The organism is uncultured Mailhella sp. (assembly GCF_947631555.1).
Taxonomy (GTDB): Bacteria; Desulfobacterota; Desulfovibrionia; order Desulfovibrionales; family Desulfovibrionaceae; genus Mailhella.
In genome coordinates, this window is sequence record NZ_CANRLT010000019.1 from 12,543 (window position 1) to 36,230 (window position 23,688).

Sequence of the window (23,688 nt, forward strand, 5' to 3'; positions counted from 1 at the left end):
ATCCTTTCGGGCAAGGAGGAAACACAGCTTCTCTCCATTGATGGCGAAGGAGTTGACGGAAAGGACGGCTGCAGGTGGACGCCACTATTCGGATGCCCAGGTAATGTCAGGCTGACGGCGCACAGGGATGCGGGCATAGCGTACCTTGGACCAGCCTGCCATAAGACCGGCGAAGGGCATGACCTTGCCCTTCAGTCCCATGGCAAGGCGGACTTTTTCACTGTGGAGGGCGGCTCCGACGGCGTAGCCTGCCCAGCAGGTGCCGACTCCCATAGCCGGCAAAAGCAGATCCAGCCAGGAAAGGGCGATGATGCAGTTTGCCGCGGTGAGGTGGTAGCCCTCTTCCGCGCAGGCAAAGACGGCGCAGGGGGCGCCACGGAAAATCGGATCGTGACCGCGGTCGTGGGCGCGGACGACGCCTTCCAGTCCGGGCTTGTCACGCATGGTGTTCACCACGGCATCGGCTGCCCGCATCAGTGCCTGTCTCCCGTCAAGAACCAGCCAGCGCACGTTTTCCACGTTTTTGCCGGTAGGAGCGTACCGAACCGTGTCCAGTGCGCGGAGCAGAAGTTCACGGGGGAGGGGCCGTTCCTCGAACTGGCGTATGGAGCGATGCCCGCGGATGAGCGCAGTCATGGCCTCTTCCGCAGGCAGAGGGGATACACGCGGCAGGGCATCGGGATCCTGGCCGTCCAGAGATACGGCGGCCTGAGGGCAGACGGCCACACAGTGCCCGCACTTCAAACAGGGGGCGTCCGCACGGACACTGACCTTGCCATCCACCATTTTCAGGCAGGCGGCGGGGCAGTCCCGGACGCAGAGTCCATCGTGGGAACAGCGATTTTCATCAATGACGATCATGCGAACCTCAACAGCCGGCAGGGTATATCCTCAGGCAGGCGGACGGTATTCTGCCGGACGACTGGAAATTTTCAGGGCGTGGCCGGAAAAAAGAGCGTTACCGGCACGCAAAGAAAGCGGTGCGTGATACTATGCCGTAAAAGGAAAAAGTTCAATGGAGAGTTTTCTCGCAAAGTGCCGCGTCAGGGGGGAGAACTCTCTTTACTTCCACGAATTCCAGGGACGGTTGGGGGATTTTTTCCAGAAAGGCTCCTCCTGGGGGGGCGAAACGGCAGCGGGCTTTTTGATTTGCCTGGCTCCTGCCGGAAATTTTACCAGTGCTGCCGCGGAAGGCATAGAGCGGCTATGCTTCTGGCGGAGCAGTAGCTTAAAATTCCAGAGGAGTGCAGGTGTTTCCCGCACGGCGTTCGGTGAAGAGCTTTTTCCGGATGGGGAAGTAAACGGCCAGCATGAAGCAGCCCGTGACGATCCAGGACACGGGATAGACGGCCAGAAGCATTTCATAGGAAGGGAAAAGGGGGAACATCGTGTACACCCAGGCGATGCGCAAGAGGCACGAGCCAATAAGCGTCACCATAGCCGGAAGCATGGATACTCCCATGCCGCGCAGGGAAGCCCCGCTGATTTCATAGCTCGCTACCAGCCATTCCATGCTTTCGACGATGAGGACGCGTGTCACCGCGAGTTTGATCACTTCCTGGTCGCTGGTGTACAGGCCGGTGAAGAATGCCGCACCCACGGTGAAGATCAGGGAACTCAGGCCGGCGAGCAGAAGCGCGCAGACCATGCTTTCCCGAAAGATTTTCGCACAGCGTTCGAGCTGACACATGGCGTAATTCTGGCTGGTGAACGTTACCGCGGCCTGACAGAAGGCGTTGACAATAAAGAAGGAGACGAACTCGAAGTTGACGGCGGCGGCCGACGCCGCGGCGGCGCTGGAGCCAAAGCTGTTGATACCGGAAAGTATGCAGACGTTGGACAGGGAAAAGACCACGCCCTGCAACCCTGCCGGAGCGCCTATTCGGATGATCCTGAGCAGGTGCACCTTGACGATGGTCAGTTTGCGCAGCCGCAATTTTATGGGTTCTTCTTCCGTGAGCAGAAAGTACACCACCAGCCCGGCGCTGAGGAGATTGCCCGAAAGCGTGGCGAGTCCTGCTCCGGCCACCCCGAGATCGAAGACCACGACGAAGAGCAGGCTCAGCGTGACGTTGGCGACGCCCGCCACAAGAAGGCTGTACATGGGTCTTTTGGTGTCGCCGATACTGCGCAGGATGGCGGCGCCGAAGTTGTAGAGCATGACGCACGGCATGCCCAGGAAGTAAATGCGCAGGTAGAGGACAGCCAGATCCATGACATCTTCCGGCACTTCGACGAACTCAAGCATGAGGGGAGCGAGGAACTGCCCCGCCAGCAGCAGAAAAACGCCGCTCAGCAGAGATACGGCCATAACCGTGTGCACCGCGGTCTGACAGTCCTCCGCAATACCCCGGCCAACGTAGCGGGCGATGACGACGTTGGCGCCAATGGAGATGCCGAGAAAAAGGTTGATGATGAGATTGATAATCGGGCCGTTGCCTCCGACAGCGGCCACAGCCTGAGGGCTGACGAAGTGTCCGACAACGGCAACGTTCGCGGAAATAAAAAGCTGCTGCAGGATACTGCTCATGGCCACAGGCAGGGCAAACAGAATGATTTTTCCCAGCAGGGGGCCGTGCAGCATGTCTATGTGTTCGGCATGACTCATGTTTTTCTCTCAAGCCGCGTCTGGAATCCTCACGAAACGGCGCACGGGAAGGGCGGAACATTCTGCGGACACCAGGCGGCGCGGAGCAGACAATTTTTCGAGGGGCGTATCCGAAGGCCTTTCGCCGGAGCAAAGGAGCACGGGAAAGAAGGCGGGCGTTCCTTGAACATAGTGACATGCAGGGCGTCCGTCAATCGGAGCTTCGGCACTCTGCCGCCCGGGGCAGGACGGAAGCCGTATCCAGCGCAGCGCTTCCGGTTAAACAAAAGAAATCCCGTGTCACGGGGTGGGCGGGGAGCGAAAGAACGGCAAGGGGAGCAGCGTTACACGTTGAACAGGAAGTTCATCATGTCGCCATCCTGCACCACATAGTCCTTGCCTTCTACCCGCAGAACGCCGGCGGCGCGGCAGGCAGCTTCTGATTTATACTTCATGTAGTCGTCGAAGCTGATGACTTCCGCACGGATGAAGCCTTTTTCGAAATCCGTATGGATGACGCCGGCTGTCTGTGGAGCCTTCCAGCCCTGTTTGAAAGTCCAGGCACGCACTTCCTTCGGACCTGCGGTGAGGAAGCTGGCCAGCCCCAACGTGCGGTAGCCGATGCGGATAACGTTTTCCAGGCCATTTTCCTCAATGCCATAGGATTCCAGAAGTTCCACCTGTTCGTTTTCGGGAAGGGCCTGAAGCTCTTCCTCAAGGCGGGCACAGATTTTGACCAGAGGACAGCCGCGGGAGTCAGCGAGGGAGCGCAGGGCTTTAACGTGTCTGTTGTCTTCGCCGATACCGTTTTCGTCAACATTGGCGCAGTAGATGAACTTCTTGGAAGTGAGCAGGGAGAGTTCGCGCCAGACCTGATGGAAGGGTTCGTTCAGCTCCGGGACGGCGAACGTGGAGCCTGGCTCGCCCTTTTTCAGATGGGCTACCAGTGCTTCAAGGGGCGGTGCGGCTTTCTGCATTTCCTTGTCGAACTTGGATTTTTTCTTGAGGGTATCAAGGCGCTTTTCAGCGGTTTCCAGGTCGGCGAGGAGCAGTTCGGTCTCTATGGTGTCCGCATCGCGCAGGGGATCGATGGTTCCGTCCACATGGGTGATGTTTTCGTCTTCAAAGCAGCGGACGACTTCCACAATGGCCGCGCATTCGCGGATATTGGCCAGGAACTGGTTGCCCAGTCCTTCGCCCTTGCTTGCGCCTCGCACCAGGCCGGCGATGTCCACGAAATCAACCGTGGCGTAGATGGTTTTGGCTGGTTTCACCAGCGCGGTAAGCGCGTCCACACGTTTGTCCGGCACGGTTACCGTGGCCTTGTTTGGTTCAATGGTGCAGAAAGGATAGTTGGCGGCCTCGGCGTTCTGCGCCCTGGTGAGTGCGTTGAACAGGGTGGATTTGCCTACGTTGGGAAGCCCGACGATACCTAAACTCAATGCCATGTTTATACTCCGAAGAGAATAGTGTCGTGAGGGCGGGTCAGCCTTTGACGGCGATGTGGATATGGACCACGCCCAGGGTCAGGGAAAAGTGCTGTACAAAGGGGAAGCCCGCCTGCTTCAGCTCCTCGCCGAATGCCTCGGGCGCGGGGAAATGTTCGATGGTGTCGGCGAAATACTCATAGGCCGATGTTGAGCGGCTGACCAGCCCCGCCAGTCTGGGCATGATCCGGCGCAGATACCAGTGATACAGGGGGCCGAACAGCGGGGTGGAGACCGGAGCAAATTCAAGGATGCAGGCTCTGCCGCCGGGAACCAGAAGCCGGTGCATTTCCCTGAGCGCATCCATGCGGGGGCGCACGTTGCGTATCCCGAAGGCGATGGTCACGGCGTCAGCACACTGATCGGGCAGGGGCATATTTCGAGCGTCGGCCACAAGGGTAGTCACGCGGCTGCGTTCCTCAGGCCTGAGTTTACGCTCTTTTCCATACAGAAGCATGGGTTCGCAGATATCAGTTGCGTAGACGTTCAGTTCCGGATAGCGGCGGAGCAGGGATACGGTGACATCAAGCGTGCCCGCCGCCATGTCGATAACCGTGGACGTGGGTCCGGGCACGACGGAGCGGACGAGTGCCCGCCGCCACCAGCAGTCCAGAAACAGGCTGAAGGCCCGATTCTGGAAGTCATACCACGGCGTCATACGGCCGAACAGCTCGGAGACCTTGCGCGTGTGCTCGTCGTCGTCCCGACGGTTCCTGTTGTCTTCGCTCATGCGTCGTTCCGCTCCTCCAGAAGCTGGCGGCCTTCCAGCGCTGTCCTGAGCACCACGCGGTAAAGTGCTGGAAAAATCTCTTCAAAGTTGCCTGGAGAGAGCCGCTGCGTCTCGATGAACTTGACGGCGAGTTCCTTGGTCACCTGCATGACTTCCTTTTCAAGCTTTTCCATGTATATTCTCCTGCGCGCGGGGCGCAAGCCGGGTTCAAAAAACCCGCCGTGTGGGGAATGGCCCCGGCCACCGCGGCAGGGAGCCGGGCGGGTCAAAAAGACGGAAGGTGATCCCCCAGCCTTTTTATGTTGATACGTTCAGCCGTGAAATTCAGCCTCAGAAGAGGGACTTCAGAAGGTCTTCCCCTTCCTGAGCCTGCGTTTCTGCTTCCGTGTCCTCCAGAGTGCCTTCCATGGCATCCAGTCCGTAGCCGCTGCCAGGCTCTGTGCCTTCGATGAAGGGCAGCGTTTTATCGTCCACCTGCGCGAAAATGAGTCCGTCAGGCTGCGTGAAGTCGTCGGCGGGATAGGCGTTGAGCGCTTCCTTGGCATAGTAGATGTAGGCTGGAAGCGCCGCTCCCGATCCGGTTTCGCCGCGCCCCATGGGCTGGAGCTGATCATAGCCAATATAGGTGGCTGTGACTAGATGAGGGGTCACCGCCAGGAACCAGGCATCGTTTTCATCGTTGGTGGTGCCGGTCTTGCCGCCCAGAGGGCGGTTGAGTACACGGGCCTTGCCGCCGGTGCCGAACTCAACCACACCCTTGAGCAGCCGGGTCATGATGTAGGCGTTCTGCGGGGTGATGGACTGCACACTTTCTGGTGCGCGTTCATAGATGGTGTTGCCCCACGGCCCCTGGATACTCTGGATAAAGCGGGGAGTACTGACTTTGCCTTCGTTGGCGAAGGCCGTGTATGCCTGCGCGAGGTTCAGAGGCGATACCGCCACTGCGCCAAGGCAGATGGCCAGTGTCTGGGGAAATTCGGGGGCAAGCATGAGCGCTTTGGCCCGAGCCACCACATGTTCCACGCCCATCTGCTGCACGATGCGCACGGTGCAGAGATTGCGCGAGCGGGCCAGAGCCATGTACAGCCGCATGGGGCCGAGGAATCGGCCATCATCGTTGCCGGGCCGCCAGGCTTTTTTGGTCCACGGGTCAATGACGAGGATAGGAGCATCCAGAACCATGGAACCAGCGGTGAAACCATGATCCAGTGCGGCTGAATAGACGATGGGTTTGAAGGACGAGCCGGGCTGCCGCTGCGCCTGGGTCGCGCGGTTGAACTGTGACCCGCCTGCTCCGAAGGTATAGCCGCCCACCATGGCCACCACATCACCTGTCTGCGGTTCGATGGAGAGCATGGCGCCCTGTACGTCCGGCATACGCTGCAGACGCAGGGGCAGGACAGTGCTGTCTTTTGGCGCTTCGGGAGCGCTTTTCTTTTTGGAGTCCTTTCTGGGTGAGGGGCTGTCATCCCGCGAAACCCAGATGACATCCCCGGGCTTCACCACCTTGGTGGCGTCGGTGACAACCGCAGCGGTCACGGAGCCGGCCACGCGCTTGTTGGGCTTGCGTGCCCAGTTCATGGTTCGCACGCTGACATGGCCGCGCTGCTCCAGGGAGAGCCGGACGCCTGCTCCTGATTTGTCCACGGTGACAACCAGTGCTTTAGCCCAGCCGCCGCTGTCAAGATCAGAAAGTTTGAAATTGTTTTTTTTGAGGAAAGCATCGTACTGAGAGGGTTCCAGATGCTCGATGGGACCGCTCCAGCCGTGACGTTTGGCCGCATCTTCCAGGCCGTGGCGCAGACCGGCGTTGGCGTATTTCTGCTGTGCGGGATCCATGCTCGTGCGCACGGTGAGTCCCAGCTCGTACACGGCGTCTTCACCGTAGATGCCGAAATCATAGCCGTTTTCCCGGCAGTTCTGCTCCGAGAACAACTCCACAAGCTGACGCCGGACTTCTTCGAGATACCAGAGTCCATCGGGATTGCCGGTGGGCATGCTGTGAAATTCCAGCTTCTGATAGAGCGCTTCATCGTATTCAGCGTCGGTGATCCAGCCGAGGTCGCGCATACGGCGCAGGACGTGGCGCTGGCGCGTCTGCGCGGATCTGGGATTGCGGTAGGGGTTATAGGCGGAAGGCGACTGCGGCAGTCCGGCGATGAGTGCGGCTTCGGCCAGGGTGAGATCCCTGGCATTCTTGCCGAAGTAGGTTCGGGCGGCGGCCTCGACACCGTAGGAATTGTTGCCGAGGAAGATCTGATTCAGGTAAAGTGTAAGGATGTCATCCTTACTGAGCTGCTGTTCCAGCCGGTAAGCGAGAATGGCTTCCTTCAGCTTGCGCTCATAACTTTTTTCCGGGGTGAGCATGAGGCGCTTAACCACCTGCTGAGTGATGGTGCTCCCGCCCTGACTGGTGCTTCCGTGCTGGAAATTGGCGATGGCCGCACGCAGGATGGCCTTGAGGTCGACGCCCGGATGCGTGTAGAACTGGTCGTCTTCAACCGCCAGAAAAGCCTTGGGCACAAAGGACGGAAGTTGCTCAAGCGTGACGAGAAAGCGGCGTTCACGGTAGAACTGACCGAGCAGGCTGCCGTCACGGGCCAGTACCGTTGTGACCAGCGGCGGCCGGTAGTCGGCGATTTTGCTGAAGCTGGGCAGGTCGCCCGCAGCCCAGCGGTAGAGGGCGTAGCCGGCGCCGCCCGCGGCGAGTGTGCCAAGAATGGTGAGGATGAGAAGGAATCGGAACAGTCGTCCCAGGCAGCCCCCGCGCTTTTTCCGCGGCGGCGTCGAGCCGTTCTGTTCCGGATCGTCAAGCTGGAGCCTGTCGGAAGAGGCGGAAACCGGATCGCTGAGTTCCAGAATATCCGGAGAATCATCGTTCTGTGTATTCTGCGTATTCATAAGGCGCTGGAAGTTTGTGTTTGAAGGAAGTCGGGCCGTCAGGCGAGGAGACGGGCAAGAGCTTCGTTGACCACGGCGGGATTGGCCTTGCCGCGCATTTCGCGCATGACCTGCCCGACGAAGAAGCTGACAAGTTTGGTCTTGCCGCCTTTATAGGCTGCGACTTCGGCGGGATGGGCGTCGAGAACCTTCTGCACCACGGCGTCGATGGCGCCGGTGTCTGAGACCTGGACGAGTCCTCGTTCCCGCACCAGCCTTTCGGGCATGATGCCGCCCTTCATGAGTTCGGGGAAAATATCAGCGGCAATTTTGTTGGAGATGGTGCCGTTTTCGATGATTGTTGCCAGTTCCGCCAACGGCTCCGCCGTGAGCTTGAGCGCCGTGGTTTCGATGCCCGATTCGTTGAGCTGGCGCATGAGCATACCAAGCATGATGTTGGCCACTCTCCGGGGCTGCCCGCACAAGCGGGCGGCTTCTTCAAAGAGATCGGCCAGAACGGGATCCTCACAAAGCTGTGCGGCGTCCTGTTCGGGAAGGTGAAATTCGTCCATGTAGCGCGTCATGCGGGCTTCGGGAAGTTCCGGCTGCGTGGCGGCCCATGCCGCCAGCTCCTCGTCCGTGATGACGACGGGCAGAAGGTCGGGGTCGGGAAAATAGCGGTAGTCCTGCGCGTCTTCCTTGCTGCGCATGGGCGCGGTGAGGTTGCGGCCGGCATCGTAAAGACGGGTCTCCTGCACGATTTTTTCGCCATCGTCCAAAAGATCCGTCTGCCGGGCGATTTCAAATTCGATGGCGCGCTGAACATTGCGGAAGGAATTCAGATTCTTGAGTTCCGTGCGGGTACCGAGCCTGGTTTCGCCCATGGGCCGGATGGAGACGTTGGCATCGCAGCGGAAGCAGCCTTCTTCCATGTTGCCGTTGCTGATGCCCAGGCTCACCACCATGGCGTGCAGCTTTTTCAGGTAGGCCACGGCTTCTTCGGCGCTGCGCAGGTCAGGTTCACTCACGATTTCGATGAGCGGCGTCCCGGCGCGGTTCAGGTCTACATAGCTGAAATTTTCTCCCTGGGGATGGATATTTTTGCCCGCGTCATCCTCCATGTGGATGCGGGTAATGCCGATGCGGCGCTTCTCCCCGGCAACGGAGATGTCCAGGTAGCCGTGTTCGCAGAGAGGGAGTTCAAACTGCGAGATCTGGTAATCCTTGGGCATGTCGGGATAGAAGTAGTTTTTCCGGGCGAAGCGGGAGCGCTGGTTGATCGTGGCATGGATGGCAAGAGCCATGCGGGAGGCGTATTCCACGGCCTTGCGGTTCAGGACAGGCAGGACGCCGGGCATACCGGAGCACACCTCGCAGACGTTGGTGTTGGGGGCATCCCCGAAGGAGTTGGGGCAGGAACAGAAAAGTTTGCTGGCGGTGGCCAGATGCACATGGACTTCCAGACCGATGACCGCTTCGTACATAGACATGAGGGCTGCTCCCTGAACAAGAATTTCAGTAAGGCTGTCTTCCGCAGGAAAGTTTTGCTTATAGCACGAAAGGCGGCGGCACTCAAGGGGCGGCGGAGGGGTGAAGTCACCTGACGCAGACAGAGCGCCGGCCTCTGCGCCATGCGGGTATTTTTGGAGCGGGGCGTTCAGCGGATGTCGATGGTCAGCGTCCGTTCGTCCTGGCGCGTCAGGCTGGCGGCCTCTGGTACGCGCTTCAGGAAGAACGTGAGCAAGGTGCGGTCCTGGGTGAAGGTTTTCTGAAGTGCGAGGATCGTGTTGTTTTTCACGGCGGGTTCTTTCAGCCGCCACAGTCCATCCAGAACGACAACGTAGCGCGGAGGCGTTTCCAGAAGTTCCCCCGAGGCGTTCAGTGTCCGGCCTTCGCCCGCGATGGTGAGCGTAAAGCGGTCGTTTGTCTGGCGCACGTTGGTCCAGGTCCGTTTCGTCGGGCCGGGAGGAAGGGTTTCCTGCCGTTCTTTCAGGATGTCCGTGAGAGAGGTTTGAGGCTGGGCAGCGGGCGCGGGTTCTGCGGAAGAGGCGGAACGTGGCGTAGCTGCGGCTTCGGATGGGACAGCGGCTTGTGCGGACTCCGGGGCCGGAGCCTGCGCGCTCACGGGAGAAGAAGTCTCTGTTTTTGTATGTTGAGCGGCCACAGGAGACTGGGAGACGGCAGCCATGGCCGAGGGGGCCAGCGTGCCGCCTGACGGAACAGGCGCTGCCTGGCCTTCCCCCGGGGCGGTCTCCGGCAGAGGAGACGGAAGTCCGGAAGCGGAAGGTGAGGATGTTTCCGGGATGGCATGTACGGGAGCAGAGACAGGTCCTGGTTCCGGCAGCGCCGTATCCATGATATCGGACAGTCTGCCCTGGGGGGTATCCACGTCGCAGAGCGCACCCGTGGGGTACTCGCAGAAATTTTCCAGCCGGATGCGGGAGGCCTCAAGAGACGCCTGAAGCTCGCGGTTCCTGCGTTCCAGAGCCTGTCTGTCTTCCCAGGAGTTCCAGAGCAGGCCCAGGGTGACCGTTCCGGCGCACACAAGTGCGAGGAGACTTGCCGTCAGCAGCGCGTCATTGCGGGTCATGGGAAGCTCCTTTTTCGGCAAGGTGATAGAGGGCCAGAACGCGTTTGACGTAGGCCTGGGTCTCCTTGAAGGGCGGTACGCCGCCGTAGCGTTCTACGGCTTCCGGTCCGGCATTGTAGGCTGCAAGACCCAGCTCCAGCGAGCCGAAGCGGGCGATCTGCCGCGCCAGGTAGGAACATCCGGCCATGACGTTGGCCTCGGGATCCCATGCGTCCTTGAGCGAAAGTTCCCGCTGCGTTTCCGGCATGATCTGCATAGCGCCACGCGCGCCTTTGGGGGACACTGCCCTGGAGTTGAAGCCGGATTCCGTATGGATCACCGCGGAAATGAGGTTTTCTGGAAGATCGTAGCGTTTGGCGGCCCTGCGTACAATGTCGCGCCAGACCCCCCGCGGCAGAATGCGTCTGACAGGGAGATCGGCAAGATCGGCCGGCGGAGCCGGAGACAGGGAAAGCAGATTGGCCGAAGGGGAGAGCTGGAGTACGTCGAGGCTGTCGATAAGGTGTTCCTCTTCCCTGGACCGGCTGCGGACATCGGTTTCCCTGATACTGATGTCCGCGGAAAGGACAGTGCCCGCCCGCACTGAAGATGCGGGAGCAAAGCCTGAGAAGAGGAGCGTCAGCGCTCCTGCCAGAACAGAATATCTCCACAGATGAAATTTGTTATTCCTGAGGGATGCGAAAATAGACATCAATGAGATTCGCTGCTTCTTCAAAGGTGTACGCCTGATGAGCGGAGACGCTGCGGATGAGATGTATGCCCAGTCCTCCCACGGGACGGCTTTCCGTGTCAAGGGTGAGGTCCGGGGCCTTGGCCTCGGCGAAGGGATTGAAGCGTGCGCCCCAGTCGCGGACGCTGAAGCAGAGCATGGGTTCGCCGTCGAAGCAGGTCTGGCGCAGGGTGACTTCCGCGTTGCCCGTGCTGCCTTCGGGATAGGCATAGCTGAAGACGTTGACGAGCAGTTCCTCGGCCACCAGCTCCACAGTGGGCAGGAGTGCTGAAAATTCAGGCGGAAGATTTGCCTTGAGAAAGTCATTGACAACGGCGAGCTGTTCCAGCCGGGCCGGTACATGGAGCTGTGGCATGGGATCTCCTTGGGATCGCCTGGAGAGGCGGCTCAGCGCATGGCTGCCAGAGCTTCGTCAAGACTGGCGTAGACGTTGAGTATGGACGTGAACCCGGAGAGCTTGAACATATCGGCAACCATGGCCTGCATGGAGCAGAAGGCCAGGCTGGAGCCGGACGCTTTGCAGGCCTTGCCCATGACCAGGATGCCGCGCAGTCCCGCTGAGCTGATGTATTCGAGACCGCTGAGGTCAATGATGAACCTGCCTGTACCCGCCGACAGAAGTTTTTGACATTCTTCATTGAATTGAGGCGTGGTGGTTGCGTCCATCCTGCCGGAAACTTTGATGACGCTGATGCCGTCCTGAACGGAATTTTCTATAAGCAAGGGAAGCCTCCGGAATTAGTGGTAACTGAGCAGCAGGCCCTGGCTGATCTTGAGCCAGCCGTCCAGTGTGACAAAGAGCAGCAGCTTGAACGGCAGCGAGATGGTCGTTGGCGAAACCATCATCATGCCCATGGCGAGCAGGATGTTGGAAATGATGAGGTCGATGGCAATGAAGGCGAGATAGAGGACAAAGCCTATCTGAAACGCCCTGGTGAGTTCAGAGATCGTGAACGCGGGAATGGTGATGAGGAGATTGTCTTCGCTGATGAGGTGGTGGCGCTCCGGCGGCCAGATGCGCCTGGCCGTGGACAGGAACATGCGGGTCACGGTTTCGCTGGAATTCGCCTTGAGAAAATGCCTGAGGGGCGGACTGAGCTTGTCCAGAGCCTCGATGACCTGCGTGGGGCCTGAGGACGGGGACAGCGTCACGGTTTTGAAAAGATCCGCGGTGTCCATGGCCACGGGGGCCATGATGAAGATGGTCAGCACTATGGCCAGACCGTTCATGACCATGGTGGGAGGAACCTGCTGTACGCCCAGGGCGTTGCGAACCAGGGTGGTCACGACAACGATCTTCACATAGGAAGTGACCATCATGAGAAAGAAGGGAGCCAGTCCGAGTACGGACAGGAACACCATGAGGTACAGCGGATCGATGTTGCCCATGTGTGCCTTCTACAGTGTTTCGGTCAGCTGCACGCCGAGCGTGCCGCCCAGATCCACGAGTCTGCCCCGGCCAAGGGCTTTTCCGTTGGCTCGCAGCGTTACCGGGGCCTGAAGATCGGCGTCAAGCGTGAAGACATAGCCGGGAGTCAGCGCTTCGAGTTCGCGCACAGTGATGGTGCGGCGTTCCAGTTCAAAGCTCAGCCGCACATCCAGTTCCTGTTTTGTATCGTCGTCCATACAAGGCTCCGTTTCAAAGGCTAGAGGGGAGAGCAGTTCGGCACGTCCTTCGCGGAAGGTACAGCGAGAGCCGAGCCAGCCGCCGCGTCCAGCAGAGATGTGCAGCAGGAGCGTGCCTTCCGAGGCGAGCCAGGCGTCTGGCAGCAGTATGTCACCCGGGGCGAGCCGAAGCGCATCCTGCCTGCTGATCTGAAGGTACCCGGCTTCGAAGACGCTTTCAAGGGGGACTTCCGCCAGTCTTTCCGCAAGGAAGCCGTTTTTCCGCAGCGGCCGGGAACGAAGCAGGGGCAGCAGATGCTCAACACTCTCCGGCACAAGCCGCAGCGTCACGCTCAGCGCCGGTCCTGCTTCGCAGGCGGGCAGCTCCATGACGGCTCCTGCGGCGCAGGCGTTCTGGACGGGACGGGGGGCGAGCTGTACATTGAGCAGGGAAATTGCGGTCCCGAGTTTCTGGCGCATCAAGTTGAGGAGCGGGCGGAACAGCGTCTCCAGCAGAGCGAGCCGCGCGGCATCCGGCAGCAGGGGGGATAGATCCTGAAATCCTGCCAGGGCGGGATGGCGAAGGAGCACATCCAGGCTGCTCAGTTCCACGGTCCAGCGCTCTCCGTCAAGTTCAGCGGTCAGTGACGCGGCCGGTTCAAAGGACGCCGGCTCCGGCAGCAGCCGGAAAACCGCTGTTCCTGCCCCGAAGGGAACCGCATCGGGCCACTGACGGATGGAGAGTGCGTTCTGAAGCCGCGCCTGTTCGCCGGAAAGTTTGGGAAAGCGGAAAGAAGGGAGAGTGGATTCAGGCATGGCGTCCAGCCTCAGTGTTCAAGTTCGTCGATAGTGTGATAGGTTCTGGAACGGCGCTGCGCATCGTTCTCTTCCCGATTCGATTCCCGCAGGACCTGCACTCTGACCAGGGGTTCGTGTCGTTCCAGAAGCTGCCTGAGATCGTTCTGCGCTGCCACCAGCGTCTGGAACGCTGCGGGGTCTCTGGTGTTCAGGACGATGCTGAGCATACCGTCAGCGCCGCGTTGAAGCGCAATCTCCGTGCCGCCGAGAGTCTGTTCGCTCAGGCTGATGCGCACCTCCCGGCTTCCCGATTCCGGCGCGGAGACAAGGATGCGGTCTACCAGCGTTTCCCACTGACGTTCCGGGGCCGGAGCCTGAACCTCGGGCGCGGCAGACAATGCCATTCTTCCGGAGAACAGGTTGTTCAGCAGGTCAGGCATGGGCGCTGCCTGGGAGGCTGGTGCTTCTTCAGTCTCCTGAAAAGGCGCGTTTTCGGCTTCCTGTTTTGTCTTTCCGCTTTCCAGATCGTGGCGTGATCCGGAGTTCCTGTCTTCCTCCATGATCTGCCGGAAGGTGTCGGCAAGTTCCCGATCCGCAGAAGGCATGGCGCTTTCCGATGAGGCTGAGGATACGGCAGAGTGCAGAGCCGTGTGGTCGCGTATGCTGAAATCGTCCATGACTGCTCCTAGAGGTCTTCCCCTTCGGCTTCGGCCCCCTTGCGGGACAGGGGGCGGAATTCTTCGAGTTCCAGATCTTCCTGCCGTTCAGCCTGTTTGCGGGCCTCCTGGCTCCAGATGTCCTTGTGCGCCTGTATCTTTGCCGTTTCCTTCTGGGCAAGGCGGGCGCGGTCTCTGGCCTGTGTCAGCCGTGCCGTGCAGTCCTCCCGCTCCTTTTCCGCCTGAAGCAGTCCGTCCTGCTTTTTCGTCTCCTGTTCCGCCAGCGCGGCCAGACCGGCCTTGAACCGTTCCAGCGCTTCAAGGTTCATGGCCGTATCCATGATGGCATCGTAGCGCCGGTCTTCCTCTTCCCTGCGCCAGATGCGGAAGCTGTGCAGTTCCTTTTGCAGTTCTTCCGTGCGCTTTTCGGCCTCCCGGCAGCGCTGTTCAGCCTCGCGTACCTGCCCCGCAGCTTCCTCCTCGCGGTAGTGACGTACGGAAAGCAGAGATTCCAGAGGATAGCTGTCCATATCAGCTCACCGCCCTGAACAGTCCCTGCAAGGTCTGTTCAAAGGTGCTTTTTTCCTCCAGGCCCTGCTTCAGAAAAGCGTTTACTCCGTCGATGTGCGCCAGTGCGTCATCGGCCTCCTTGTCCGCACCCTTCTTGTATTCGCCGATCTGCACGAGCAGTTCCACTTCCGCGAACTTGGCCAGAATCTGGCGCAGACGCTGAGCGGCCTTCTTGTGTTCCCTGGAAACGATGGCGTTCATCACGCGGCTGACGCTCGCCTGGACATCGATGGCCGGATAGTGGTTCCTTGCGGCCAGTTTGCGGGAAAGGACGATGTGCCCGTCGAGAATGGAGCGCGTCTCGTCGGCGATGGGTTCCGTCATGTCGTCACCTTCCACGAGCACGGTGTAAAGCGCCGTGATGGAGCCTTTGTCCGAGTTGCCCGCCCGTTCCATGAGCTTGGGCAGTTCGGAAAACACCGAGGGCGGGAAGCCGCGGCGTGTGGGAGGTTCGCCCGCGGCGAGGCCGATTTCACGCTGCGCTCTGCCGAAGCGGGTGACGGAGTCCATCATGAGCAGGACGCTTTTGCCCTGATCCCGAAAATATTCGGCTATGGCCGTAGAGGTGTAGGCCGCCTTGAGACGCTCCATGGAGGAGCGGTCGGAGGTGGAGACCACCAGAACGGCCTTTTTCCTGCCCTCCGGACCCAGGTCGTGCTCGATAAATTCGCGCACTTCGCGGCCGCGTTCGCCGATGAGTGCAAGGACGCATACCTCGGCAGAACAGCCCTTGATAATGCTGGAAAGCAGGGTGGACTTGCCGCCGCCCGCAGCGGCGAAGATGCCCATGCGCTGTCCTTCACCGCAGGTGAGCATTCCGTCCAGAGCGCGCAGACCCAGCGAAAGCGGACGGCTGATGATCTTGCGTGTCATGGGGTTGGGCGCTTCGGCAAACACCGGATAGCGTTCTCTGGTCTTGAGCGCCGGCCCGCCGTCGATGGGCTGGCCCAGGCCGTCGAGAACGCGGCCGAGCAGCTCCTCGCCCACAGGCACGGACAGAATTTCTCCTGTAGGAATAACTTCCGTGGCGGGGGATACGCCCTGACAGCTCCCCAGCGGGGACAGCAGCGCCACGTTGCGCACGAAGCCCACCACTTCGGCCTTGAGCGAAAAGTCTTCCCACGGATTGCGCAGAATACAGAGTTCGCCCACCTTCACGCCGGGGACGACGGCCCGGATGATGGTTCCCACCACCTGCTCCACGCGGCCGCGCACCTCAACGGGCGTGGTCTCGTGAACGGCTTCTTCAAGGAGCGGACCGATGTATTCAAAGGCCATGAACTCTTTCCCTATTGGCGGATTTTTCTGTGGAAGGCGTTCTCAAAAGCCTTGAGCTGTGTTTCCAGACTGGCGTCCACAACGCCCAGTTCGCTTTCCAGCAGACAGGCGTTCTTCTCCATGCGGGCATCGGCCACCACGGTAAGAAACGCGGTCTCCGAAGAACCAGCGGTCATGGCGGCCAGCGCCTGGCTGACGGCCTCCTCATCTGCGGGACAGACGCGAACGGTCACTTTCTGCTGTCCGCGAACGGTATTCAGGGCTGTGCGCACGATGCGCACGATGCGTTCGCCATCGTCGATCTCGCCGACGATTTTGCGGACGGCCATGTTTACCACGCTGACCAGCGTGTCCTCGATACCCTCAATGAATTCCACCGAACTGAGTACGGTTTCCATGACCTTTTCTGCAAGTTCAAGTTTCCCCGCTTCCTGACCATCGCGGTAGCCTTCCTCTCTGCGTTCCTCGTAGGCCTTCTGCGCTTCCTGCTCGATTCTGGCGGCGCGGGCGCGCGCAGCTTCGAGCAGGGCGTTAGCCTCCAGCAGTACGCTGTAGTCCCCGGCTTTGAGTATCTTCGTCCCCGGAGCGGGCGAAACGGTGCTGGCCGTTAGTTGAAACATGGCGCCCATTGGGGTGCTACCTCCCGGAGCAGAATTTTTTTCATGGTGAACCATACGGCCCGTCTCTGTTCACGCGGCACGGGCGCGGAGAGCGGCGTTTCCCGGACGGCGGGGCACAGGGAGGGCAGGCGGGCGGGCCAGTCTGCGGCCACGAGGGAAAGCGAGATCGCAGCAAGACTGAGTATCCTTTCCGGCAGACTTTCTCCCTGGGCCAGGTCGAGGAGCTGTGTACGCAAGCTCCCGATCTGGTAGCGTCCGCGCCTGAGGGCGTAGGAGTACACGTCTTTCTCCAGAATGTCGCGCAGGGCCAGCACCTGAGGGCGCAGCACCACGGCGCTGATGGCTTCGGCGTGGACGGCTGCGCTGAAGTAGAGGCCCAGTGTATGCAACAGAACTTCGGGGAGCAGGGCCAGCCGTGCAGATTCTTCCTCGAAGTCCCAGAAACCTGGTGCGGACGGCATCCGCCGCCTGAGTGCTTCCGAAAAGGCGGCGTCAGCGCACAGAGCCTTCCAGACAGGCGGGTTTCCGGCTTCGGGAGTCAGGGGCGCAAGAGTTCTGTTGAACTCCAGCATGGCCCGGAAAAGTTCGGGTCTCTGCTCCAGCGTTTCAACGAGGAAGCGTTGATCCATCGCGTTGCCTTCCCTTTATTTCTTCTCCTGCTCTTTTACTCCGTTTTCCCGGCGCGAACGCACATAGAGGGCCGTGCCCAGTCCGAGCGCAGCGAGCAGGATCAGGGCCGCAAGCCCAGCCATGACGAGAACGCGCCTGTCCGCAAGCGTGTCCTGCTGCGGCATGGGAACGGTCACGGTTTCACGCACGGGAACCAGCATCACGGAGACGTGCTCCTGCGCCAGTCCGGGAACGGCGTTGGCCGTCAGTTCCCGTATGCTGGAAATGAGACGAGTGGCCTGGGATTCCGGGGTGTGCCTGAGGAAGACGGCCGCACTGGGCGGCGTGACATTGCCCGTGGCCGCATCGTGCTGGCTCAGCACCACATGGACCCGCGCCGTGAGAACGCCGTCGATGCGGGAAAAGGTGTCGGAAAGTTCCTGAGAGAGTGCGTAGGCCAGCCGTGCCTGTTCTTCCGTGCCCGATGAAATCATGCCCTGAGCGGAGAAGACCTTGCCGAGGTTTTGAAATTCTTCCCGCGGCAGGCTGTTTTCCCGCAGTATGTCCAGGGTCTGCACGATCTGGCTTTCTTCCACGGCGATACTGCACCCGTTCTTGGAAGTGTTCTTTTCGGCAAGGATGCCGTGGCGGAGCAGCACGGAAAGTATCGTGTTGGCCTGTTCTTCGTTCAGCCCCTGATAGATCTCGGCCTTGCAGCCGAGAAGCGCCAGCATGAGCGCGAGCGGCAGAGCGGCGCGCAGAAGAGAGAGAAGAGAGCGTAGTCTTTGCATGGCGACCTTCGTCAGGATTGGGCACGGAGCAGGGAATCGAATCCCTGAGCCGTCTGTTGAGAAACCTTGGACACGGATTCCACCTGAATGCGCAGCATACTTGTCAGAAATTGCAGATGGTAGAGCTGTTCGGGACTGAAGAGCATGGGGACGGCCGGAACAGGTTCCGCCATGCCGCTGTCCGCGGCGTCGAGCCGAAGCCTGTCTTCGGACGCAGGACGCTGTTCCGCCGGCGTGGTTCCGGAGGCAGCGCGGGGCTGAAGAATATCGCTGTCCTGCGTTTCGGGCGGCTGTTCCATGAGCCGCTCGAACTCCCGTGCCAGGGCATCAGGGACGGGAGAGGGACCGGCGCTTCCGGTCTGTGGGGCGCGCAGCCGCTCCAGCATATCCAGCAGGCTGGCTCCCGAAGAGGATAGCGCTCCGATGTCCATGACAGCCTACATCTGTTCCAGCAGCGTTGAAGCCAGATCTGCGACGGTATCTTCGCCGCCGGTCAGCGATTCCAGCACGTTCCGTGCCTCATCCTTGCGTCCGGCGAGGAACAGACAGAGGCCCAGTGTGGCCGCGGCATCCCGATCTTGTGCGGAGGCTTTGAAGGATGCTGACGATCCCGCCATTCGGGACATGGTTGAACAGGATCTGCGTCCGCTTCTTGAGAACGGACAGCTTCTGCGGGCCTATACCGGACTGATGATAGGGGGCTGATGGTGAACGCTCTGACCGTGGAGCAGCGGCGGGCGCTGCATGTGCTGGGCTATCTCATGTTTCGCATGGGGCGCGGGGAAAGCGCTGCGCGCATCTACGGCGCTCTTGCCACGCTCACCGCCGCGCCGGATCGTCAGGTACTGGCGGCGCTCTCCGCACTGGCCATCGAACGCGGGGACGGCGCGCAGGCGCTGACCTGGCTGCGCACCGCCATGAACGGCCCGCTGCCAGCACGTTACGCCGTGCTTCATCTGCTGAAGGCACAGGCACTGTGGCTGGAAGGCCGCAAGGCCGAGGCCCGGGCTGCGCGTGACGAATACGCCTTTCTGAGCGGCGGAGGGAAAAGCGCATGAGCCTTCTGGACAGAGCCTCAACGGGCGTGCGATTCATGGCCCGGCACAACGATGTCGCCATGGTCATGCTTCTGGTCGTGGTCATCGCCCTGATGATCGTGCCCCTGCCCACGCCGCTGGTGGACACGCTCATCGGCGTGAACATGACGCTGTCCTTCCTCATGCTCATGATGTCCATGTATGTGCGCGGTGCGCTGGAATTTTCGGTGTTCCCCACCATGCTGCTGTTCACCACGCTGTTCCGCGTGGGGCTGAACATCACCACCACACGTCTGATCCTGCTTCAGGCGGACGCCGGCGAAATCATCTTCACCTTCGGCGACTTCGCCCTGGGAGGCAACTTCATTGTGGGCGCCGTGGTCTTCGTCATTCTGACCATCGTGCAGTTTCTGGTCATCGCCAAGGGTGCGGAGCGCGTGGCCGAAGTCGGGGCGCGCTTCACGCTGGACGCCATGCCCGGCAAGCAGATGTCCATTGACGCCGACCTGCGCGCCGGAGTCATCGACATGAACGAGGCACAGCGCCGCCGCAACAACGTGCAGCTCGAAAGCCAGATGTACGGAGCCATGGACGGCGCCATGAAGTTCGTGAAGGGCGACAGCATTGCGGGCATGATCATCGCTGTGGTCAATATCGTGGGCGGTGTCGTCATCGGCGTCACACAGCACGGTATGACGGCCTCCGAGGCCATGCACACCTACGGCATTCTGACCATCGGCGATGGCCTGGTCTCGCAGATACCCTCTCTGCTGATTTCCATCTCCGCAGGCATACTCATCACCCGTTCCGGCGAAGCCACCGACAACGTGGGGGCGCAGGTGGGTGAGCAGTTCTTCAGACAGCCCAGAGCGCTGCAGATGGCGGGCGGCCTGATTTTCCTCTTTGCGCTCATCCCCGGCTTCCCGAAGCCGCAGCTCTTTGCCCTGGCCTTTGCTGTGGGCGGCTTCGGTTATGTACTTCAGCGCCTGGCCTCCATGCCCGCCGCCCGGGACAGCCGTGCCGGGCTTTCCCGTGCGCTGGCGCCCGCAGCCGCGAAAGAACCCAGGCGGAGTTCCGGCCCGCAGGACGATTTCTCTCCCACCGTACCCATTATTCTGGACATTGCGCCGGACATCGGCGAGACCATGAACTACGACGCTCTGGACGCGGAACTCAGCCAGCTCCGTCACGCGCTGTACTTCGACCTCGGTGTGCCGTTCCCCGGCATCAATATCCGGCCCAATCCAGGACTCACGTCCATGTGCTATCTGCTCAACGTGAACGAGATACCCATGACGCGGGGCTGCCTCGAAAAGGGCATGGTCATCGTGCGCGAAAAGCCCGCCACTCTCGACATGATGGGCGTGAGCTTCCACAGGGGCGAAAAGTTCCTGCCGGACGTGGATTCCCTCTGGGTTTCGGACGGGGACAGAGTCACGCTGGAGGCCGCAGGGCTGATCTGCATGGAACACGCCCGCATTCTGGCCTATCACCTCTCCCTCGTTCTGTCCCGTCATGCGGCGTCCTTCCTCGGCCTTCAGGAGACAAAGTACCTGCTCGACCGCATGGAGGAGCGCGCCCCCGACCTCGTGCGCGAGGCCACGCGCCTTCAGCCGGTACAGCGCATCGCCGAAATCTTTCAGCGCCTCGTTCAGGAGCAGGTATCCATCCGTGACCTGCGTACCATTCTCGAAGCCATCATCGAGTGGAGTCCGAAGGAAAAGGACGTGGTCATGCTCACGGAATATGTGCGCGGTGCGCTGAAGCGCCAGATCAGCTATATGTATTCCCGCGGGCAGAACATGCTTCCGGCCATACTCATGGATCCCTCGCTGGAAGAGACCGTGCGCAAGGCCATACGGCAGACCTCGGCGGGCGCGTTCCTGTCTCTGGACCCGAACACGTCACAGCAGATCGTCACTGCCGTGACCGAAGCCGCGGGCAAGTCCCTCGGCAGTTCACAGAAGCCAGTACTCATGGTCTCCATGGACATCCGCCGCTACGTGCGCCGCCTCATCGAAGGCAAGCTCTACGAACTGCCGGTCATGGCCTATCAGGAAGTGACGCCTGAAATCTCCGTGCAGCCGGTGAGCCGCATCCGCATCTAGCAGAGGAGGAGAGTATGGACAGCATGGCCATCAATTACGCAAGTCAGGCGCTCTACCTCGTGCTCATCATCTCTCTGCCGCCCATCGTCATCGCCTCGGTCATCGGCATACTCGTCAGTCTGCTTCAGGCGGTGACCCAGCTTCAGGAACAGACGCTGACCTTCGGCGTGAAACTCGTGTGCGTGGTCGTCACCATCTTTCTGATGGGGGGCTGGATGTCCGGTGAACTTTTGCGCTACGCGGACGAAATCTTCAGCCGCTTCTATCTGCTCTGAGGCCCGCAGTATGGACGCGCTTCTGGGAGGAGTCGATATCCGGCTGCATCTTCTGGCGCTGCTGCTCGGCATGAGCCGCCTGTTCATGCTGATACAGACGGCGCCCTTCATGGGAGGCACCGTGGTCACGGGATCGGTGCGTTTTGCGGTAGCCTTGTCCTGTTACCTTGTGCTGCACCCGATGCTCGTCGGACACATGGCTCTGCGCTTCCCGGAAACGGATCTGGACGCATCCGCGCTTCTGTTCCTGGGCGGGCTGGTCGTGAAGGAAGTCTTTCTCGGTATGCTCATGGGTCTTCTCGCAGGCATGATGTTCTGGACCATACAGTGCGCGGGTTTTTTCATCGACAACCAGCGCGGCGCGGGGCAGGCCACGGAAATGGATCCTCTGGGCGGAGAGCAGACCTCGCCCACCGGTTCTTTTCTCTTCCAGAGCGCCGTGTACGTCTTTTTTTCCACGGGGGCCTTTCTGAGCTTTCTTGGGCTGGTGTACGCGAGCTATGAATGCTGGCCCGTGGAAGAGCTGCTGCCGGCATCCCTGTTTCAGGGTACGGCTCTGCCGCTGTTTTTTGCCGGAAAGGTCAGCGCGCTGGCGCTTGACATGGTCATCCTGTCCGGGCCGGTGGTGGCCGCCTGCCTGCTCATCGATGTGGCCCTCGGACTGGTCAACCGCTTTGCCTCGCAGCTGAACGTCTACATTCTTGCCATGCCCATCAAGAGCGCCGTGGCTTCGCTGCTGCTCATCTTCTATTTCAGTATGCTGATGAGCGGGGCGGCTTCCCGTTTCTCCTCGTTTGGCTCCGATATGGACTATTTGAAGGTACTGATGCCATGAGCGGCGAGAAGACGGAACAACCTACAGCGAAACGGCTGCGCGAGGCGCGCGAGAAGGGGGATCTGTGCCGCAGTCAGGACATTGCTCCGGCGCTTACCGTGCTGGCCGTGGGCGTGTACCTGCTTGTGGAGGCCCGGCATCTCTTCGAGCTGCTGAGCGGCATGGTCGCGCTGCCCATGACGTTCATCTCCCTGCCCTATGAGGAGGCCATGGCCAGAGCTGTCCCGCTGGTGCTGGACGTGGGGCTGTCCGTCGTCGCACCCGTGGTGGGGGTGGTCATGGGTGCGGCGCTCGTGGGAGTGCTTGCGCAGACGGGTGTGGTCTTTGCGTACAAGGCCGCCATGCCGAAGCTGGAGAACCTTGACCCGAAGCGCTGGTTCAGCAAGGTGTTCGCCATGCGCAACCTCGTGGAGCTGGTGAAGAACATCGTCAAGGTGGCTGTGCTCGCCTGGGTGATTCTTGTCGTGCTCGAAACCAGCCTGCCGCAGCTCTTTCTTGTTTCGCAGGGAGGGGCAGGGGCGCTGTGGAGCGTGCTGGGCAGCGCTGTCTCCCGGATGATCCTGTTCGCCGCGGGTGCATTCTGTGTGGTGGCGGCGCTGGACTACCTCTACCAGCGTTACCAGTACAACAGGAATCACATGATGTCGAAAGACGAAGTGAAGCAGGAATACAAGGAGAGCGAAGGCGATCCGCAGATCAAGAGCAGGCGCAGGCAGCTCCACAAGGAGATGGCGGAGCAGAACGCGCTGAGCAACGTAAGAAAAGCGAAGGTGCTTGTGACAAACCCCACACATTACGCCGTGGCGCTGGACTATGAAAAGGGCCGGACACCCCTGCCCGTCATTCTGGCCAGAGGCGAGGGCGGACTTGCCCGGCGCATGGTGGAAGTGGCGAGGCAGGAAGGAATACCTGTCATGGAGAACGTCCCCCTGGCCAGAGCGCTGTATCGGGACGGTACGGAGAACGCCTATATCCCGCGGGATCTCATCGGACCCGTGGCGGAAGTCCTGCGCTGGGTGCAGAGCCTTGAGCGCCGGAACTGAGCCGTGAGGCTTTGGGCTGTGAACGGGAGGTGAGACTGTGGAACACGCTGTTTCCTCTGATCTTTTATCGCTGCTGACCGCGCTGTGCGGCGATCTTGCCATGGGACGCAAGGCGGACGCCGATCGCCTTTTTGCCATGACCCGCGAGGGAACAGGCCCGGAGACGGTGGTTCGTCTTGCTGAAGCCTTCGGCATGATGCTGGTCCGCGTTGAGGCGAGGGAGTTCCAGAGTTCCCAGCTCATACAGCAGCTCCAGTCGAAGAATGCGGAGCTGGAGGCGCTGCACCGTGTGCTGGTGGAACGCAACGAAGACCTCCAGAAGACGGTGGACGGCATGTACGCGCCCGGCTCCGGTCTCGTGGGGCAGAGCGAGGTTATGCGCGAGAGTATCACTTTAATAATGATAAAAGTTCTTCGATCTTGCCGTTAACGCGAAATCGCTGAAACAACGCCAGAGAT

The 23,688-nt window shown here is 60.6% G+C and carries 27 protein-coding genes; 6 read left to right on the forward strand and 21 right to left on the reverse strand.

The window, feature by feature from the left end:
* Positions 1–84: 84 nt before the first annotated feature.
* The 21 genes from Q0Z94_RS04345 to Q0Z94_RS04445 all read right to left on the reverse strand — a co-directional run bounded on the left by Q0Z94_RS04345 (position 85) and on the right by Q0Z94_RS04445 (position 18,557).
* A complete protein-coding gene (locus tag Q0Z94_RS04345; RefSeq protein WP_298067799.1) occupies positions 85–861 on the reverse strand; it encodes a nitroreductase family protein in 777 nt (258 codons plus the stop codon).
* 367 nt (positions 862–1,228) lie between these two features.
* Positions 1,229–2,608: an MATE family efflux transporter gene (locus Q0Z94_RS04350; protein ID WP_298067800.1), complete on the reverse strand. Its 1,380-nt coding sequence runs from the start codon at positions 2,606–2,608 to the stop codon at positions 1,229–1,231.
* Between the two features lie 323 nt (positions 2,609–2,931).
* Positions 2,932–4,035 carry a redox-regulated ATPase YchF gene (ychF, locus tag Q0Z94_RS04355; RefSeq protein WP_298067801.1) on the reverse strand — a complete coding sequence of 368 codons (1,104 nt, stop codon included), beginning with the start codon at positions 4,033–4,035 and terminating at the stop codon, positions 2,932–2,934.
* A gap of 37 nt (positions 4,036–4,072) precedes the next feature.
* Positions 4,073–4,804: a ubiquinone/menaquinone biosynthesis methyltransferase gene (locus tag Q0Z94_RS04360; RefSeq protein ID WP_298067802.1), complete on the reverse strand. Its 732-nt coding sequence runs from the start codon at positions 4,802–4,804 to the stop codon at positions 4,073–4,075.
* Positions 4,801–4,977, reverse strand: a complete 177-nt coding sequence (locus Q0Z94_RS04365; protein WP_298067803.1) for a hypothetical protein — start codon at positions 4,975–4,977, stop codon at positions 4,801–4,803. Before Q0Z94_RS04365 ends, Q0Z94_RS04360 begins: the two co-directional genes overlap by 4 nt.
* 157 nt (positions 4,978–5,134) lie before the next feature.
* Positions 5,135–7,705 carry a PBP1A family penicillin-binding protein gene (locus Q0Z94_RS04370; RefSeq protein WP_298067804.1) on the reverse strand — a complete coding sequence of 857 codons (2,571 nt, stop codon included), beginning with the start codon at positions 7,703–7,705 and terminating at the stop codon, positions 5,135–5,137.
* Between the two features lie 38 nt (positions 7,706–7,743).
* Positions 7,744–9,174: an Asp-tRNA(Asn)/Glu-tRNA(Gln) amidotransferase subunit GatB gene (gene gatB / locus Q0Z94_RS04375; protein ID WP_298067805.1), complete on the reverse strand. Its 1,431-nt coding sequence runs from the start codon at positions 9,172–9,174 to the stop codon at positions 7,744–7,746.
* A 167-nt stretch (positions 9,175–9,341) separates the two neighbouring features.
* The gene (locus tag Q0Z94_RS04380; protein ID WP_298067806.1) at positions 9,342–10,274 is read right to left on the reverse strand and encodes a hypothetical protein; all 933 of its coding nucleotides are present in this window, start codon (positions 10,272–10,274) and stop codon (positions 9,342–9,344) included.
* Positions 10,261–10,965 (reverse strand): lytic transglycosylase domain-containing protein, encoded by a 705-nt coding sequence (locus tag Q0Z94_RS04385; protein ID WP_298067807.1) that lies wholly within the window; start codon positions 10,963–10,965, stop codon positions 10,261–10,263. Before Q0Z94_RS04385 ends, Q0Z94_RS04380 begins: the two co-directional genes overlap by 14 nt.
* Positions 10,937–11,359 (reverse strand): ATP-binding protein, encoded by a 423-nt coding sequence (locus Q0Z94_RS04390; RefSeq protein WP_298067808.1) that lies wholly within the window; start codon positions 11,357–11,359, stop codon positions 10,937–10,939. Before Q0Z94_RS04390 ends, Q0Z94_RS04385 begins: the two co-directional genes overlap by 29 nt.
* Before the next feature lie 32 nt (positions 11,360–11,391).
* A complete protein-coding gene (locus Q0Z94_RS04395) occupies positions 11,392–11,727 on the reverse strand; it encodes an STAS domain-containing protein (protein ID WP_298067809.1) in 336 nt (111 codons plus the stop codon).
* A gap of 15 nt (positions 11,728–11,742) precedes the next feature.
* Entirely contained in the window at positions 11,743–12,393 is a 651-nt protein-coding gene (sctR, locus tag Q0Z94_RS04400) for a type III secretion system export apparatus subunit SctR (RefSeq protein WP_298067810.1), read from the reverse strand.
* 9 nt (positions 12,394–12,402) lie between these two features.
* Positions 12,403–13,425, reverse strand: coding sequence for a type III secretion system cytoplasmic ring protein SctQ (sctQ, locus tag Q0Z94_RS04405; protein ID WP_298067811.1), 1,023 nt, complete (start codon positions 13,423–13,425; stop codon positions 12,403–12,405).
* 11 nt (positions 13,426–13,436) lie between these two features.
* Complete coding sequence (locus tag Q0Z94_RS04410; protein ID WP_298067812.1) at positions 13,437–14,084, reverse strand: type III secretion system needle length determinant; 648 nt, start codon at positions 14,082–14,084, stop codon at positions 13,437–13,439.
* An 8-nt stretch (positions 14,085–14,092) separates the two neighbouring features.
* Complete coding sequence (locus tag Q0Z94_RS04415; RefSeq protein WP_298067813.1) at positions 14,093–14,593, reverse strand: type III secretion protein; 501 nt, start codon at positions 14,591–14,593, stop codon at positions 14,093–14,095.
* Position 14,594: 1 nt separating this feature from the next.
* Positions 14,595–15,911, reverse strand: coding sequence for a type III secretion system ATPase SctN (gene sctN / locus Q0Z94_RS04420; protein ID WP_298067814.1), 1,317 nt, complete (start codon positions 15,909–15,911; stop codon positions 14,595–14,597).
* An 11-nt stretch (positions 15,912–15,922) separates the two neighbouring features.
* Positions 15,923–16,540 (reverse strand): HrpE/YscL family type III secretion apparatus protein, encoded by a 618-nt coding sequence (locus Q0Z94_RS04425; protein ID WP_298067815.1) that lies wholly within the window; start codon positions 16,538–16,540, stop codon positions 15,923–15,925.
* On the reverse strand, positions 16,519–17,160 hold the full coding sequence (locus tag Q0Z94_RS04430) for a sulfate adenylyltransferase (protein ID WP_298067816.1): 642 nt from the start codon (positions 17,158–17,160) through the stop codon (positions 16,519–16,521). Before Q0Z94_RS04430 ends, Q0Z94_RS04425 begins: the two co-directional genes overlap by 22 nt.
* A 15-nt stretch (positions 17,161–17,175) precedes the next feature.
* Positions 17,176–17,931 carry a type III secretion system inner membrane ring lipoprotein SctJ gene (gene sctJ, locus Q0Z94_RS04435; RefSeq protein WP_298067817.1) on the reverse strand — a complete coding sequence of 252 codons (756 nt, stop codon included), beginning with the start codon at positions 17,929–17,931 and terminating at the stop codon, positions 17,176–17,178.
* 11 nt (positions 17,932–17,942) lie between these two features.
* Complete coding sequence (locus Q0Z94_RS04440; RefSeq protein ID WP_298067818.1) at positions 17,943–18,362, reverse strand: hypothetical protein; 420 nt, start codon at positions 18,360–18,362, stop codon at positions 17,943–17,945.
* Between the two features lie 6 nt (positions 18,363–18,368).
* Positions 18,369–18,557: a hypothetical protein gene (locus Q0Z94_RS04445; RefSeq protein WP_298067819.1), complete on the reverse strand. Its 189-nt coding sequence runs from the start codon at positions 18,555–18,557 to the stop codon at positions 18,369–18,371.
* 78 nt (positions 18,558–18,635) lie between these two features.
* On the opposite strand from Q0Z94_RS04445, the gene Q0Z94_RS04450 reads away from it, so the two are divergent.
* Genes Q0Z94_RS04450 through Q0Z94_RS04475 form a run of 6 tightly spaced genes read left to right on the forward strand, consistent with a single transcriptional unit; the run spans position 18,636 to position 23,659 of the window.
* The gene (locus Q0Z94_RS04450) at positions 18,636–18,989 is read left to right on the forward strand and encodes a hypothetical protein (RefSeq protein WP_298067820.1); all 354 of its coding nucleotides are present in this window, start codon (positions 18,636–18,638) and stop codon (positions 18,987–18,989) included.
* Positions 18,986–21,076 carry a type III secretion system export apparatus subunit SctV gene (gene sctV / locus Q0Z94_RS04455; protein WP_298067821.1) on the forward strand — a complete coding sequence of 697 codons (2,091 nt, stop codon included), beginning with the start codon at positions 18,986–18,988 and terminating at the stop codon, positions 21,074–21,076. The genes Q0Z94_RS04450 and sctV overlap by 4 nt, the downstream gene beginning before the upstream one ends.
* A 14-nt stretch (positions 21,077–21,090) precedes the next feature.
* Positions 21,091–21,351, forward strand: a complete 261-nt coding sequence (sctS, locus tag Q0Z94_RS04460) for a type III secretion system export apparatus subunit SctS (protein WP_298067822.1) — start codon at positions 21,091–21,093, stop codon at positions 21,349–21,351.
* 10 nt (positions 21,352–21,361) lie between these two features.
* A complete protein-coding gene (sctT, locus tag Q0Z94_RS04465) occupies positions 21,362–22,186 on the forward strand; it encodes a type III secretion system export apparatus subunit SctT (RefSeq protein ID WP_298067823.1) in 825 nt (274 codons plus the stop codon).
* Positions 22,183–23,229 (forward strand): type III secretion system export apparatus subunit SctU, encoded by a 1,047-nt coding sequence (gene sctU, locus Q0Z94_RS04470; RefSeq protein WP_298067824.1) that lies wholly within the window; start codon positions 22,183–22,185, stop codon positions 23,227–23,229. Before sctT ends, sctU begins: the two co-directional genes overlap by 4 nt.
* 37 nt (positions 23,230–23,266) lie before the next feature.
* The gene (locus Q0Z94_RS04475; RefSeq protein ID WP_298067825.1) at positions 23,267–23,659 is read left to right on the forward strand and encodes a hypothetical protein; all 393 of its coding nucleotides are present in this window, start codon (positions 23,267–23,269) and stop codon (positions 23,657–23,659) included.
* Positions 23,660–23,688 lie beyond the last annotated feature (29 nt).